General features: G+C 71.2%; 13 protein-coding genes. 4 read left to right on the forward strand and 9 right to left on the reverse strand.

Annotated elements, in window-relative coordinates; all coding sequences use genetic code 11:
- The first annotated feature begins 63 nt into the window (after positions 1–63).
- Both AC07FA_RS01180 and AC07FA_RS01185 read left to right on the forward strand, forming a co-directional pair.
- The gene (locus AC07FA_RS01180; RefSeq protein WP_479072597.1) at positions 64–894 is read left to right on the forward strand and encodes a helix-turn-helix domain-containing protein; all 831 of its coding nucleotides are present in this window, start codon (positions 64–66) and stop codon (positions 892–894) included.
- Complete coding sequence (locus AC07FA_RS01185) at positions 891–1100, forward strand: DUF397 domain-containing protein (protein WP_479072598.1); 210 nt, start codon at positions 891–893, stop codon at positions 1098–1100. Before AC07FA_RS01180 ends, AC07FA_RS01185 begins: the two co-directional genes overlap by 4 nt.
- Positions 1101–1310: 210 nt before the next feature.
- On the opposite strand, the gene AC07FA_RS01190 is transcribed toward AC07FA_RS01185, so the two are convergent.
- The 4 genes from AC07FA_RS01190 to AC07FA_RS01205 are packed head-to-tail and all read right to left on the reverse strand — an operon-like array spanning position 1311 to position 7117.
- A complete protein-coding gene (locus AC07FA_RS01190) occupies positions 1311–2477 on the reverse strand; it encodes an acyl-CoA dehydrogenase family protein (RefSeq protein WP_479072599.1) in 1167 nt (388 codons plus the stop codon).
- An 8-nt stretch (positions 2478–2485) separates the two neighbouring features.
- Entirely contained in the window at positions 2486–3436 is a 951-nt protein-coding gene (locus AC07FA_RS01195; RefSeq protein ID WP_479072600.1) for a hydroxymethylglutaryl-CoA lyase, read from the reverse strand.
- Positions 3433–5496, reverse strand: coding sequence for an acetyl/propionyl/methylcrotonyl-CoA carboxylase subunit alpha (locus AC07FA_RS01200; RefSeq protein ID WP_479072601.1), 2064 nt, complete (start codon positions 5494–5496; stop codon positions 3433–3435). Before AC07FA_RS01200 ends, AC07FA_RS01195 begins: the two co-directional genes overlap by 4 nt.
- A gap of 13 nt (positions 5497–5509) precedes the next feature.
- A complete protein-coding gene (locus AC07FA_RS01205) occupies positions 5510–7117 on the reverse strand; it encodes a carboxyl transferase domain-containing protein (protein WP_479072602.1) in 1608 nt (535 codons plus the stop codon).
- Positions 7118–7215: 98 nt separating this feature from the next.
- On the opposite strand from AC07FA_RS01205, the gene AC07FA_RS01210 reads away from it, so the two are divergent.
- Together AC07FA_RS01210 and AC07FA_RS01215 are read left to right on the forward strand one after the other, a co-directional pair.
- Positions 7216–7878: an SACE_7040 family transcriptional regulator gene (locus tag AC07FA_RS01210; RefSeq protein ID WP_479072603.1), complete on the forward strand. Its 663-nt coding sequence runs from the start codon at positions 7216–7218 to the stop codon at positions 7876–7878.
- 15 nt (positions 7879–7893) lie between these two features.
- On the forward strand, positions 7894–8673 hold the full coding sequence (locus AC07FA_RS01215; RefSeq protein WP_479072604.1) for a phosphatase: 780 nt from the start codon (positions 7894–7896) through the stop codon (positions 8671–8673).
- Positions 8674–8703: 30 nt separating this feature from the next.
- Here AC07FA_RS01215 and AC07FA_RS01220 read toward each other — a convergent pair whose 3' ends face one another.
- The 5 genes from AC07FA_RS01220 to AC07FA_RS01240 all read right to left on the reverse strand — a co-directional run bounded on the left by AC07FA_RS01220 (position 8704) and on the right by AC07FA_RS01240 (position 14579).
- Positions 8704–9804 carry an LCP family protein gene (locus AC07FA_RS01220; protein WP_479072605.1) on the reverse strand — a complete coding sequence of 367 codons (1101 nt, stop codon included), beginning with the start codon at positions 9802–9804 and terminating at the stop codon, positions 8704–8706.
- Between the two features lie 102 nt (positions 9805–9906).
- Complete coding sequence (locus AC07FA_RS01225; protein WP_479072606.1) at positions 9907–10875, reverse strand: cation diffusion facilitator family transporter; 969 nt, start codon at positions 10873–10875, stop codon at positions 9907–9909.
- A gap of 38 nt (positions 10876–10913) precedes the next feature.
- Positions 10914–11789 (reverse strand): acyl-CoA thioesterase, encoded by an 876-nt coding sequence (locus tag AC07FA_RS01230; protein WP_479072607.1) that lies wholly within the window; start codon positions 11787–11789, stop codon positions 10914–10916.
- An 18-nt stretch (positions 11790–11807) separates the two neighbouring features.
- Positions 11808–12965 carry an acyl-CoA dehydrogenase family protein gene (locus AC07FA_RS01235; RefSeq protein ID WP_479072608.1) on the reverse strand — a complete coding sequence of 386 codons (1158 nt, stop codon included), beginning with the start codon at positions 12963–12965 and terminating at the stop codon, positions 11808–11810.
- Positions 12966–13127: 162 nt separating this feature from the next.
- Complete coding sequence (locus AC07FA_RS01240; protein ID WP_479072609.1) at positions 13128–14579, reverse strand: PucR family transcriptional regulator ligand-binding domain-containing protein; 1452 nt, start codon at positions 14577–14579, stop codon at positions 13128–13130.
- Positions 14580–14650 lie beyond the last annotated feature (71 nt).

The following is a 14650-nucleotide window of genomic DNA, read 5'->3' on the forward strand; positions in this document are numbered from 1 at the left end:
CAGCGTGGCTTACGGTCGAGCGGTCTTCAACTTACGGAGACTGACAGACAAGTTAGGCGTCAGATGGTGAACCGAAAGGAATTAGACCCCGAGCAGTCGCCAAATGCGGCGTTCGGGGCAAGTCTCCGCAGCTTGCGGGACGAGCGCGGCTGGACACAGGACGAGCTCGGCGAGCGTGTGGGGTGCTCTGGTGCGCATATTTCTGCCGTCGAAACTGGTCGGCGGACTCCAACTCAACGGTTTGCAGCAAGTGCTGACAGGGCGTTCGGAACCGGAGATCGGTTCGAGCGCCAGAGTCGAGCTGTCAGGCACAGGGCGCTCTTTGAGGGGTTCCCGGAGTACCTCACCCACGAGGGGCGCGCGGTAGAGATCAGGCTCTACGAAGTCGGTGTCATACCGGGCCTGCTCCAGACACAGGAGTACGCGTCAGCGCTCGGAGACAGCACCGTGAAACGGGGCGTTGCCTCACGGGAGCAGGCAGACGAGCGGATTGCGTTGGTTGCGCAACGTCAAGCCTCGCTCAGACGAACGCCACCCCCATTGATCTTCGTAGTGCTCGACGAAAGCTGTCTCCGCCGCCCTATCGGGGACGACGCCCTCATGGACGCCCAGTTCGCACGGCTTGTCGAGTTTGCGGAGCTCCCGAACACCGTGCTTCAGGTCGCCCCCTTCGATATCGGGGTTCGTCGTCCGATGACGTTGCCTGTAACCGTGCTCACGATGCCGGACCGCTCGCTCATGTCGTACGCCGAGTCGGCCAACCGTGGGCACCTTGAGCGAGAAAGCACATCGGTCTTGCCCCTCCTGACGGACTACCATCAACTGCAGGCCGAAGCACTGCCGCGAGCGGCGTCAGTGGCCGTGATCAGCCGGTTACGAAAGGGCAAACCGTGACGACCGAATCCCCCCGTTGGTACACGTCCTCCTACAGTGAGAACGGCGGCCAGTGTGTCGAGGTCGCCGCAAACCTCGTCGCCTCGCGCAGTGTGGTCCCCATCCGTGACTCCAAGAACCCGAGCGGCCCGGTTCTGAGCTTCCCCGCAGGCTCGTTCGCTTCCTTCGTGGCGGGCGTAAAGGCTGAAGAGTTCGGTACCGTCTGACCAGTCGGCCAACCCGCACCGGTTCGAAGCGGCCCCATTGTGCATCGCATGGTGGGGCTTCGCTGTGCCCGGACTACGCGCCTCCGGAGCGCGAGGCGTGAGCCCGTGCAGGGTGTGACCGGCTGATTCGCTCAAAGCGGAAGGCCGCCGTGCGCCGCGTCACCGCACGCGCACGGCGGCCTCCCCGCCAACAGCCGCCAGCCGCAACCGTCAGGCAGGCAGCCCCAGTTCGCGGGCGATCAGCATCCGCTGCACCTCGCTCGTGCCCTCGCCGATCTCCAGGATCTTGGAGTCGCGCCACATCCGGGCCACCGGGTACTCGTTCATGAAGCCGTAGCCGCCGTGGATCTGTGTCGCCTCGCGGGCGTTGTCCACCGCCACCGTCGACGAGTACAGCTTCGCGATCGCCGCTTCCTTCTTGAAGGGCTCGCCCGCCAGCAGGCGTGAGGCCGCGTCGCGCCAGCCGATGCGGGCCATGTGGGCGCGCATCTCCATGTCCGCGATCTTGAACTGGATCGCCTGGTTGGCGCCGATCGGCTTGCCGAAGGCGTGCCGCTCCGCGGCGTACTTCACCGACTCGTCCACGCAGCCCTGGGCCAGGCCCGTCGACAGCGCCGAGATGGCGATCCGGCCCTCGTCCAGGATGCGCAGGAACTGCGCGTACCCGCGGCCCTCCTCGCCGAGCAGGTTCGCCGCAGGGACGCGGACGTCGCTGAACGACAGCTCGCGGGTGTCGGAGGCGTTCCAGCCGACCTTGGAGTACGGGGCCGCGACCGTGAAGCCGGGGGTGCCGGACGGCACGATGATCGCGGAGATGCGCGGGGCGCCGTTCTCCTTGCGGCCCGTCACCGCCGTCACCGTGACCAGCTCGGTGATGTCCGTACCGGAGTTGGTGATGAAGCACTTCGAGCCGTTGATCACCCACTCGCCGGCCGCCTCGTCGAGGACCGCCGTCGTGCGCGTGCCGCCCGCGTCCGAGCCGCCGTCCGGCTCCGTCAGGCCGAACGCGCCGAGGGCCTCGCCCGAGCAGAGCCTCGGCAGCCACTGCTGCTTCTGCTCCTCCGTGCCGAAGCGGTAGACCGGCATCGCGCCCAGTGAGACGCCCGCCTCCAGGGTGATCGCCACCGAGGAGTCGACCCGGGCCAGCTCTTCGAGGGCGATGCCCAGGGCGAGGTAGTCCCCGCCCATGCCGCCGTACTCCTCCGGGAACGGCAGACCGAACAGGCCCATCCGTCCCATCTCCCGCACGATCTCGTACGGGAACTCGTGGCGCTCGTAGAAGTCGCCGATCTTCGGCGCGACCACGTCGTGCGCGAACGCCTCGACGGTGCGGCGCAGTTCCTCGTGCTCGGCGGTCAGCCGGTGGTCCAGGGACATGGGAGGGATCACTGCTCCTTGTGGGAGAGGGCGCGGACGGTACGGGACGGGCTCGGGCGGCCCAGTTGTTCGGCGAGCCACACGCTGGTGGCGGTGAGCTCGGCGAGATCGACCCCGGTGTGGACACCGAGACCTTCGAGCATCCACACGAGGTCTTCGGTGGCGAGGTTTCCGGTCGCGCTCTTCGCGTACGGGCAGCCGCCGAGGCCGCCCGCCGACGCGTCCACGGTCGTCACCCCGTGCTGGAGCGCGGCGAGGGTGTTGGACAGGGCCTGTCCGTACGTGTCGTGGAAGTGCACGCCGATGGTGTCGGTGCGCACGCCCGCCCCGTTCAGGGCGGACAGCAGGGCCTGGACGTGGCCGGGCGTCGCGACGCCGATCGTGTCGCCCAGCGAGAGCTCGTCGCAGCCGAGGTCCATCAGCGCCTTGGCGACGCGGACGACCTGGCCGACGGGGACGGGCCCCTCCCACGGGTCGCCGAAGCACATCGAGAGGTAGCCGCGGACGTGCACCTTGTCGGCCTTGGCGCGGGCGACGACCGGTTCGAACATGGCGAGCGATTCGTCGACGGTCCGGTTGAGATTGCGGGCGGCGAACGTCTCGGTCGCCGACCCGAACACCGCGATCCGGCGGGCACCCAGCGCGAGCGCCCGGTCGAAGCCGCGTTCGTTCGGTACGAGGACGGGCAGTGCGACGTCCCCGACGTCCGCGATGTCGCCGAGCATCGGGAACAGCTGCTCCGCGTCGGCAAGTTGGGGCACCCACTTCGGGTGGACGAAGCTGGTCGCCTCGATCGTGGTGAGCCCGGCGACGGCCAGCCGGCGGATGAACTCCGCCTTCACCTCGGTCGGGACGACCGCCTTCTCGTTCTGGAGTCCGTCGCGGGCCCCGACCTCGTGAATGCGGACCCGGGGCGGCAGGCCCTCGGCGGGAACCCGCATGGGAAGTGCCTCGGTCATGATTCCTCCGTGGCGGTCACGACGGCCAGTACCTGGTCCATGGCGACGGTGGCGCCCGCCGTGACGTCGAGTTCGGTCACGGTCCCGGCGTGCGGCGCGGAGATGACGTGTTCCATCTTCATCGCCTCGACGACCAGCAGGCTCTGCCCGGCGGTCACCTCGTCCCCGACGGCCACCTTCACCACGGTGACGGTCCCCGGCATGGGCGCGGCGAGTGTGTCGAGCCCGGAGCGGCCCGCGCCGCTGAGGGACGCCTCCACCGGGTCGTGGTCCTGGACGTGCCAGGTGTCGCCGTCCCGGCCCAGCCACGTGCCCTCCGGGGAGACGGCGTGGTCGAAGGCGTGGGTCAGCCCGTCGATCTCGACGGTCACGCGGTGCCCTGACGCGGTGACGAGCCGGGCCGCCCGCGCGCCCGGCTGCGGCGGGACCGGCCCGCAGGGGTCGGCCTGGACGTCCTCGGACCGTCCGCCGTCCTCGCTCAGGCCGATCGTCAGCTCGGCCCCCGTCGGCCACGGGCGCAGCGCGGTCCGCACCGGCTCGTGCCCGGGGACCCTGAAGTGGCGGACGGTCGCGGCCGGGGTGCCGCCGAGGCGCCAGCCGTTCGGTACGGAGAACGGGTCGGCCCAGGCGTCCGGCGACGCCGGGGCGGGGGAGGAGTGCCGCAGCAGCGCCGCCGCCCCGTACACCTCCTCCGGTACGCCGTCCGGGACCAGCCCCGCCACCTCGCGCTCCACGAGTCCGGTGTCCAGCTCGCCCGCGGCCACCGCCGGGTGGGCGAGCAGCCGGCGCAGGAAGCCCGCGTTGGTCGGGACGCCGAGCACCACCGTGTCCGCGAGGGCCGCGCGCAGCCGGCGCAGGGCCGTCGCCCGGTCGGGGCCGTACGCGATGACCTTCGACAGCATCGGGTCGTACGTACTGCCGACCGGCACGCCCTCGCCGAGCCCGGAGTCCGTGCGCACCCCGCCGCCCTGCGGCTCGCTCAGCCGCAGCACCGTACCGCCGGAGGGCAGGAAGCCGCGGGACGGGTCCTCGGCGCAGACCCGGGCCTCGATCGCATGGCCGGTGAGCGTGATGTCGTCCTGCTTGTAGGGGAGTCGCTCACCGGCGGCGATCCGCAGCTGCCACTCGACGAGGTCGAGACCGGTGATCAGTTCCGTCACCGGGTGCTCGACCTGGAGGCGGGTGTTCATCTCCATGAAGCAGTACGCGGCGGGGTCGTCGCCGGGGACGATGAACTCCACCGTGCCCGCGCCCACATAGCCGCAGGAGCGGGCCGCCTGGACGGCCGCCTCGCCCATGGCCGCCCGCGTCGCCTCGTCGAGCAGGACCGAGGGGGCCTCCTCGATGATCTTCTGGTGGCGGCGCTGGAGCGAGCACTCGCGCTCACCGAGATGCACCACGTTCCCGTGGCTGTCGGCCAGGACCTGGATCTCGATGTGGCGCGGCCGGTCGATCCACCGCTCCACCAGCAGTGTGTCGTCGCCGAACGAGGCGCGGGCCTCGCGCCGCGCCGCCGCGATCTCCTCGGCGAGCAGCGCCTCGTCCCGCACCAGCCGCATGCCCTTGCCGCCGCCGCCCGCCGAGGGCTTCAGCAGAACGGGCATGGCGATCTCCCGGGCGGCGGAGGCCAGTTGGGCGTCGGTGAGTCCGCTGCCCGAGGAGCCGGGCACGACCGGTACACCGGCCGCCGCGACCGTCTCCTTGGCCCGGATCTTGTCGCCCATCAGCGAGATGGCGGAGGCGGGCGGCCCGATGAAGACCAGGCCGGCTTCCGCGCAGGCCTGCGCGAAGGCCGCGTTCTCGGCGAGGAATCCGTAGCCGGGGTGGACGGCCTCGGCGCCGGTGCGCCGGGCGGCGTCCAGCAGCCGTTCCACGGAGAGGTAGCTCTCGGCGGCGGGCGCGGGCCCGATCCGTACCGCCGTATCGGCCTCCCGTACGTGCCGGGCGTCCGCGTCCGCGTCGCTGAAGACGGCGACCGACCGCACGCCGAGCTCGCGCAGGGTCCGGATGACCCGGACCGCGATCTCGCCACGGTTGGCGACCAGAACAGTGCTGAACATGGAGGTCCTCACATCACATCCGGAAGACGCCGAATTGGGGGTCACCCAAGGGGGCGTTGGCACAGGCGGTCAGAGCGAGCCCCAGCACCTGCCGGGTCTCCAGCGGGTCGATCACCCCGTCGTCCCACAGCCGGGCGGTGGCGTAGTACGCGTTGCCCTGCTGCTCGTACTGGGCGCGGATCGGAGCCTTGAAGGTCTCCTCATCCTCGGCGCTCCAGTCGTCACCGAGCTGGTCGCGCTTGACGGTGGCGAGCACCGAGGCGGCCTGTTCGCCGCCCATGACGGAGATCTTCGCGTTGGGCCACATCCACAGGAAGCGGGGGCTGTAGGCCCGGCCGCACATCGAGTAGTTGCCGGCCCCGTAGGACCCGCCGACCACCACGGTCAGTTTGGGCACCCGGGTGCAGGCCACGGCCGTGACCATCTTCGCGCCGTGCTTGGCGATGCCGCCGGCCTCGTAGTCACGGCCGACCATGAAGCCGGAGATGTTCTGGAGGAACACCAGCGGGATGCCGCGCTGGTCGCACAGCTCGATGAAGTGGGCGCCCTTCTGGGCGGACTCCGCGAACAGGATGCCGTTGTTCGCGACGATGCCGACGGGGTGGCCGTGGATCTGCGCGAAGCCGGTGATGAGTGTGGCCCCGTACTCCGACTTGAACTCCGCGAACCGGGAGCCGTCGACGACCCGGGCGATCACTTCCCGTACGTCGTAGGGCGTCCGGGAATCGACGGGTACCGCCCCGTACAGCCCGGCGGGGTCCACCTTCGGCTCCTCGGCCGGCCGCACGGACCACGGAAGCGGTGCGCGCTCGGGCAGGGTGGCGACGATGTTCCGCACGATCCGCAGGGCGTGGGCGTCGTCCTCGGCGAGATGGTCGGTCACGCCCGAGATGCGCGAGTGGACCTCGCCGCCGCCCAGCTCCTCGGCCGTCACGACCTCGCCGGTGGCGGCCTTCACCAGCGGCGGGCCGCCCAGGAAGATCGTGCCCTGGTTGCGGACGATCACGGCCTCGTCGCTCATCGCGGGGACGTACGCTCCGCCTGCCGTGCAGGAACCGAGCACGGCGGCGATCTGCGGGATACCGGCCCCCGACATCCGGGCCTGGTTGTAGAAGATCCGTCCGAAGTGCTCCCGGTCGGGGAAGACCTCGTCCTGGAGCGGCAGGAAGGCGCCGCCCGAGTCGACCAGGTACAGGCAGGGCAGCCGGTTCTCCAGCGCCACCTCCTGGGCCCGCAGATGCTTCTTCACGGTCATCGGGTAGTACGTGCCGCCCTTGACGGTCGCGTCGTTGGCGACGATCACGCACTCCCGGCCACTGACCCGCCCGATGCCGGCGATCACGCCTGCCGCGGGGGCCGCGCCCCCGTACAGCCCCTCGGCCGCCAGGGGGGCGAGCTCCAGGAAGGGCGAGCCCGCGTCGAGCAGGGTGTCCACCCGCTCCCGGGGCAGCAGCTTGCCGCGCGCCACATGCCGGGCGCGGGCCTTCTCACCCCCGCCGAGCCGTGCCGTGGCGAGCCGCGTCCGCAGCTCGTCGGCGAGCGCGTGATGCGCCGCCTCGTTGGCCTTCCAGGCCTCCGAGGCGGGATCGGCCGCGCTCGTCAGGACCGGTGCCTGCTGCATCGTTCGAGCCCCCTTGCCCGTACCGCACTGGTTAATGACCGTTAACGCATTGCGCTCAGGTTAACGAGCGCTAACGGCCCTGTCTAGAATGAATCTTCATGAGCACCCATGCCACCACCCGAGTCGCGGCTCCCACCCGCCGCGAGCAGATCCTCCGGGAGGCGGCGCGCCTCTTCGCCGAGCGCGGCTTCCACGGGGTGGGCGTCGACGAGATAGGGGCCGCGGTCGGTATCAGCGGCCCCGGTCTCTACCGGCACTTCCCCGGGAAGGACGCGATGCTCGCCGAGCTGCTGGTGGGTATCAGCGAGCGCCTCCTCGACGGCGGGCGGATGCGCGTGTCGCAGGACGCGGCGGCCGGTGACGGCTCGCCGGAGTCGCTCCTCGACGCGCTCATCGAGGGCCACATCGACTTCGCCCTCGACGACCGCCCCCTGATCACCCTCCACGACCGCGAGCTGGACCGCCTCCGGGAAGCCGACCGCAAGCGGGTGCGCCAGCTCCAGCGGCAGTACGTCGAGGTCTGGGTCGAGGCGGTCCGCGCCCTCTACCCGCCGCTGGCCGAGGACGAGGCCCGGATGACCGTCCACGCGGTCTTCGGCCTGCTCAACTCGACCCCCCACCTCACCGGCGCCCTCCCGGGCCGCGACGCGACGGCGGCGCTGCTGCACCGGCTGGCCCGCGGGGCGTTCGCGGCCGCCGCTCATGGGCCGCAGGGCCTGCCGTCCGCCGTGCAAGACACCCGGCACACTGCGCACACCTGACGGCACAATGGGTTCATGCCGATACCCAGCCGTGCCGCCCTCGTCGACCACCTCGTCCGTACGCGTATCGCCGGAGACGTCGCCACCCCGCGCGACAACAACCTCTCCCACTACCGCAAGCTCGCCAACGGTGACCGTCACTACTGGCTGGGTCTGGAGCTCGGCGACCGCTGGGCCGACGAGCAGGACGTGCTCGCCGTGATGGCCGAGCGCTGCGGGGTCAACGACGACCCCGGGCACCGGTACGGGCAGGACACCATCGATCCGGAGCTGACCGTCGACGCGCTGGAGCGGATGGCGGCGAGGCTGCGCAAGGCGGCGGCCGGTTCGGAGCGGGTGCTGTTCGCGACCGGGCACCCGGGCGGCCTGCTGGACGTGCACCGCAGGACCGCGGACGCGCTGCGGGGCGCCGGATGCGAGATCGTCGTCATCCCGCGGGGGCTGATGACGGACGAGGGCATGGTCTTCCAGTTCGCGGACGTCGCCGTCCTGGAGCGCGGGGCGTCGCTGTGGCACACCCATTCACCGGCCCCGATGGCGGCGATCCTGGACGGATTCGAGCGGGAGGGCCGGCCGCGGCCCGATCTCGTCGTCGCCGACCACGGGTGGGCGGGCTGCGCGGGCCAGCGGGGCATCGACACGGTCGGGTACGCGGACTCCAACGACCCCGCGCTGTTCCTCGGCGAGGCGGAAGGCACGCTCCAGGTGACGGTGCCGCTGGACGACCACGTCACCGATCCCCGCTTCTACGACCCGATGACCGACTATCTGCTGGACGCGGCGGGACTGCTCTGACCCGGCCGGGGGCAGGCCGGCGCCGACTGGTCAGCGGCACTCCAGCGCCGAACCCCCGACGGGCACGAACTCCCCCTGCCGGGCGACGCCGTCGTCCGGCTGCCGGGCGGGCAGCGCGGCCGTGGCCTCGGCCAGCGGCCGGTCCCGGCGCAGGGTCTCGAAGACGGCCGCCGACTTCTCCTCGTCCCAGGCGAGTGTCGATCCGATCCCTGGGATGTCGGCGTTGAAGTCCTTGATGGGGACCGAGGCGAATTCGAGGCCCGAGAGCTCGATGTCCCGCAGCTCCCCGGCGAGCGACATCATGTCCACCGGAGTCAGCGCCTTCTCCGTGCGGTCGGCGGACAGCAGCACCCCGGCCAGTTCCCCGAGCCGGGCCGGGCTGTGCAGCGTGCGCTCGCTCCGCAACTTCTTCACGAAGGCGACGAGGAAGCGCTGCTGGCGCTGCATGCGGCCGAAGTCGGCGGAGGCGTCGACCTTCCGGGACCTGGCGTACCGCAGGGAGTCCCCGCCGCCGAGGTGATGGGTGCCCACGGACAGGTCGAGGCCGGTCACCGGGTCCTGGAGCGGGGTGGCGGTGCAGACGTCGACTCCGTCCAGCTCGTCGACGGTCTTCATGAAGCGCGAGAAGTCGACGGCGAGGTACCGGTCGATGTCCAGGCCGGTCTTCGCCTCGACCGTGCGTACGGCGAGCTCCCCGCCGCCCTCGGAGTGTGCCGCGTTGATCTTCGCGAGGTGGGCTCCGTGCGACTCGCCGGTACGCCGGTCGGTGTGCGCGGGAAGCTCGGCGAGTGAGTCGCGCGGGATGCTGACGACACTGACCCGTTCACGGTTCTGCGCGATGTGGACCAGCATCATGGTGTCCGAGCAGTCGCAGCCCACACCGCCCAGGCGGTACTTCTTCTTCTGCTGCTTGGTGATCGTGTCCCGGCCGTCCGTGCCGACGAGCAGGACGTTCATGCCGGTGCCACTGCCGTCGGCGTCGTCCGCGCCGGGAAGCGCGTCGGCGCTCTGCACCGTCGCGCCCAGCGCGAGCACGGACGCCAGCGCGGCGGTGGCATGCACCCAGCGGGGGATCTTCCTGGCTGGTCCGGTGGGCGGGACGGGCTGCGGTGTGCTGTCGAGGATCGGCATGTGTGTGCATCTCCCATGAAGCCGGATGGTCCGGATGATTTCGGGAGAAACCTATTTTTCCGCCGCTCGCCCTCGCGGCGCCGACCCGGCGATTCGGCGGTATTACCTACGATCGGACGCGGCCGGGCCGTCGTGTCGCTGACCGGGCCCGGGGGTGGGGTCCAGATAGACCCGGCGGATCGCCGGGAAGCGCTCCCGCAGCTGCGCCTCGGCCTCCTCGCAGGCCCACTCGATCTGCTCGGCGCTCGCCACGTCGCGGAAGTCGATCTTCGCGGCGATCAGGAACTCCGTCGGCCCCTGGATGAGGGTGGTGAGTTCCAGGACGCCCATGATGTGCGGGACCGAGAGCAGTTCCTCGCGCACGCCGTCGCGCATCGCCTTCGGCAGCGGACGGCCGATCAGCAGCTGGGCGTTGGAACGGCCGAGGACCCAGGCCACGTACACGAGCAGGACGCCGATCAGGATCGAGGCGACGCCGTCCCAGACGCCGGAGCCGGTGAGCTGGCCGCCGAGCAGACCGCCCGCGGCGAGCACCAGCCCGATCAGCGCGGCGGAGTCCTCCATCACGACCGCCTTGACGGCCGTGTCGGATGTGTGGCGCAGGTAGCGGCCGGCGGGGGAGTGCAGCCGGGCGGCCTCGCGGCGGACCTGTCTGACGCCCGTACGCAGCGAGTAGCCCTCCAGTAGGAAGGCGACGCCCAGCACGAGGTACGAGACGAGCGGATCGCCCAGGTCCTCGCCCTCGACGAGGGTGTGGACGCCGTCGTAGACGGAGAAGACGGCGCCGCCGACGAACGTGGCGATGGAGGCGAGCATCGCCCAGATGTAGCGCTCGGGGCCGTAACCGAGCGGGTGTTCCTCGTCGGCCGGCTTCTGACTGCGCCGGAGCGCCGTCAGGAGCATGACCTCGGTGACGGTGTCGGCGACCGAGTGCGCGGCCTCCGAGAGCATCGCGCTCGATCCGCTGATCAGTCCGGCGACCGCCTTCGCCACGGCGATGCCCAGATTGGCGATCGCCGCGACGACGACGGTGAACGTGGACTCCCCACCATCACTTTTCGCATCGGTCATGGTGGGGAGTATGTCCGAGATGGAATGCCGTGGCCTGTTCAGTCACGCCGGGCGCGGATCACGCCTTCCTGGATGACCGTGATCGCGAGACGCCCGTCCTGCGTGTAGATGCGCGCCTGGCCGAGCCCGCGCCCGCCGGAGGCGGACGGCGACTCCTGGTCGTACAGCAGCCATTCGTCCGCCCGGAACGGCCGGTGGAACCACATCGCGTGGTCCAGGCTCGCGCCCACCACGTCACCGACCGCCCAGCCGCCCCGCCCGTGGGCGAGCAGCACCGAGTCCAGCAGCGTCATGTCGGAGACGTACGTGGCCATGCAGACATGGAGCAGCGGGTCGTCGGCGAGCTTGCCGTTCGTCCGGAACCACACCTGCGAGCGGGGCTCGCGCGGATCGCCGACCGAGGCGAAGGGAGGGGCGTCGGAATACCGGAGGTCGACCGCCGCCCGTGCTTCCAGGAGCCGGTCCATGACACCCGGATCGATGAACCGGTCCGCGTACCTCGGCAGCATCTCCGCGGCGGTGGGCAGCGTCTCGGGGTCCGGGGCGGGCGGCATGTCCGCCTGGTGCTCCAGCCCCTCCTCGTACGTCTGGAAGGACGCCGAGAGATGGAAGATCGGCTGCCCGTGCTGGACGGCGACGACCCGCCGGGTGGTGAAGGACCGGCCGTCGCGGATGCGGTCGACGGTGTAGACGATCGGGGCACCCGGATCGCCCATCCGCAGGAAATAGGAGTGCAGGGAGTGGGCCGTGCGGTCCGCGGGGACGGTCCGGCCCGCGGCGACCAGCGCCTGGGCCGCGACCTGACCACCGAAGACCCGGGGCACGACCGCGGAACGGCTCGTGCCCCGGAAGATGTCCCGCTCGATCTGCTCCAGGTCGAGCAGATCGAGCAGGGAGTCGAGTGCTGCGCTCATGGGAGGAACGTAGCTGTTCTAGAGGCCCATCGACTTGGCAATGATCGACTTCATGACCTCGCTGGTGCCGCCGTAGATCCGGTTGACCCGGTTGTCGGCGTACAGGCGGGCGATCGGGTACTCGTTCATGAAGCCGTAGCCGCCGTGCAGCTGGAGGCAGCGGTCGATGACGCGGTGCGCGACCTCGGTGCAGAAGAGCTTGGCGGAGGCGGCCTCGGCGGCGGTCAGCTCACCGGCGTCCAGTGCCTCCAGCGCGCGGTCGGCGACGGCCTGGGCCGCGTCCACCTCGGCCTGGCAGGCGGCCAGCTCGAACTTGGTGTTCTGGAACGAGGCGACCGTCTTGCCGAAGACCGTGCGGTCCTGGACGTACTCCTTCGCGAAGCGGACGGCGGCGGCGGCCTGCGCGTAGGCGCCGAAGGCGATGCCCCAGCGCTCGGAGGCCAGGTTGGTGCCCAGGTAGCCGAAGCCCTTGTTCTCCTCGCCGAGCAGGTCCTCGACGGGCACCTTCACGTCGACGAAGGCAAGCTCGGCCGTGTCGGAGACCTTCAGGCCCAGCTTGTCCAGCTTGCGGCCGATGGAGTAGCCCTCGGACGTGGTGTCGACGGCGAAGAGCGAGATGCCGAAGCGGCGGTCGTCCTCGCGCGGCGCGGAGGTACGGGCGCAGACGATCACGCGGTCGGCGTGCACACCGCCGGTGATGAAGGTCTTCGAGCCGTTGAGGACGTAGTGCGTGCCGTCCTCGGAGAGCTTCGCGTTGGTCTTCATGCCCGCGACGTCGGAACCGGTGCCCGGCTCGGTCATCGCGAGGGCCCACATCTCCTCGCCGCTGACGAACTTCGGCAGCCAGCGCTTCTTCTGGTCGTCCGTGGCGAGCATCTTGATGTACGGCAGGCCGAGCAGGACGTGCACACCGGAGCCGCCGAAGGAGACGGCCGCGCGCGCGCACTCCTCCTGGAGGACGGCCTCGTACTTGTGCGAGTGGACGCCGGCGCCACCGAACTCCTCGTCGACCGAGATGCCGAAGACACCCAGCTCACCGAGCTTGTAGTAGAAGTCGCGCGGCGCCTGGCCGGCGGCGAACCACTCGTCGTAGACGGGGACGACCTCGGCCTCGATGAAGGCGCGAAGGGTCTCCCGGAACGCCTCATGGTCCTCGTTGAATACCGTACGGCGCACGGGGTGCCTCCTCTGTCGGCTTCGTCAGCTCGGCGTGAGCTACGGGCGGGCTGGCTAAGCGCTTGCTCAGACCTTGTCAAAAGTTACCCGGCAGTCACCGGACCTGTCCAGGGTGATGCTCGGCACGCTCGGCGGCGGTACCGGGGCGCCCCGGTACCGCGGTCAGAGCCTCCCGAGTGCGAACCACAGCTCCGTGCGTACGTCCATGTCGTCCAGGTCCGCGTCCAGCAGCGCCGCGCAGCGGGCGATGCGCTGGCGGACCGTGTTGCGGTGGACCTGGAGCGCGACCGCCGTACGGTCCCAGCTGCCGTGCAGGCCCAGCCAGCAGCGCAGGGTCTCGGTGAGGGGTTCGGTGAGCGGCGCGAGGAGGGCGCGGGCGTGGGCCTCCGCCTGTTCGCGCGGGATCAGCTCCGCGAGACCCGTCGCGGGGCGGTGCACGGAGAGCGGGGTGCGGGTGGCCTCCGCCCGGCCCAGGGCGCGGGCCGCCTGGATGTCGGCCGTCGCCAGGGCCGCGACCGGGGCGGGTGCCGAGGCGCCGAGCGTCCACCCCGGCTGCGGGGCGATCCGGCCGGCGTCGGTGACCAGGACGCGTACGGCGTGGCGGTCCACGTCGACGAGGGCCGAGCCCAGCGCCGTGCCGAGTGCCCCGGCGGTGAGGGCGTCGGCGGGGGCGCCTCCGGTACGGCGCGCGTGCACCACCGTCCACCGGTCGGCCGACCCCAGGAGCGGGGTGACGTCCTCGGGTTCCGCGCCGAGCAGCATCCGTACGAGCGCGGCCGCGCGGCCCGCCGCGTCGGCGCCCTGGTGCGGGGCGGTCAGCAGGGAGAGCAGGACGACCGCGACACCGGTCACCGTGTGATCACCCGGCTCGCGCCGCTCCGCGGACAGGGCGAGCACCAGGCCCTGTCCGCCGCCGAGCGGGTAGGCGGACAGCTGGGTCCCGCCGACCGTGTCCGTGGCGGAGGCCGGGGCCGGACCGGGACGCGCGTCGGCCTCGGGGGAGACCACCCGGGACAGCCGGGTGAGCGCTTCCCGCGCCCCGGGCGCCGGACGGCTGCCCGCGGCGTGCAGCTCCTCGCCCTCGGCGGTCAGCAGGGCCGCCCGCCCCGCCAGCTGCACGGCCAGCTGGCGCAGTACGGCGGGGACCGGGTCGGGCCGGGCGGCCGCCGAGGCCAGGGCCTGCTGGGCGCGGGTCACCCTGCGCAGCTCCCGGTGCCTGGCCTCCGCCATCAGCCGCCACACCGCCCGCGCGATCGCGGTGAACGGCGTCTGGGGCGGCACCTCCAGGAGCGGCAGCCCGTGCCGGTCGCACGCCTCGACGAGCGCCCGGGGCACCGTGTCGTGCACCGGCGCCACCCCGAAGCCGAGCGCCGCCGCCCCCGCCTCCACGAGCCGGGCGACATAGGTGTCCGGGTCCTCCAGCAGCACCCCGGCACTCAGCAGCAGCTCACCGCCGAGGAGGTACGGATACGGGTCGGCCATCTCCGATGTGTGCACCCACAGCAGGTCCGCGTGGGCCGGGCCGGCGATCCGGCGCAGCCCCAGTTCCTCCCTGGCCAGCAGCTCGGCCAGCGGGACGGGCGGGGTGGGCGGTGTGGTGGGGGTGTCCGGCATGGATGGTCCATCCATTCAGCGCGACGAGAATGGATGAAACGTACACTTCATGGCTGCTTATCGGCCACCTA

Source organism: Streptomyces sp. NPDC045968 (assembly GCF_056430475.1).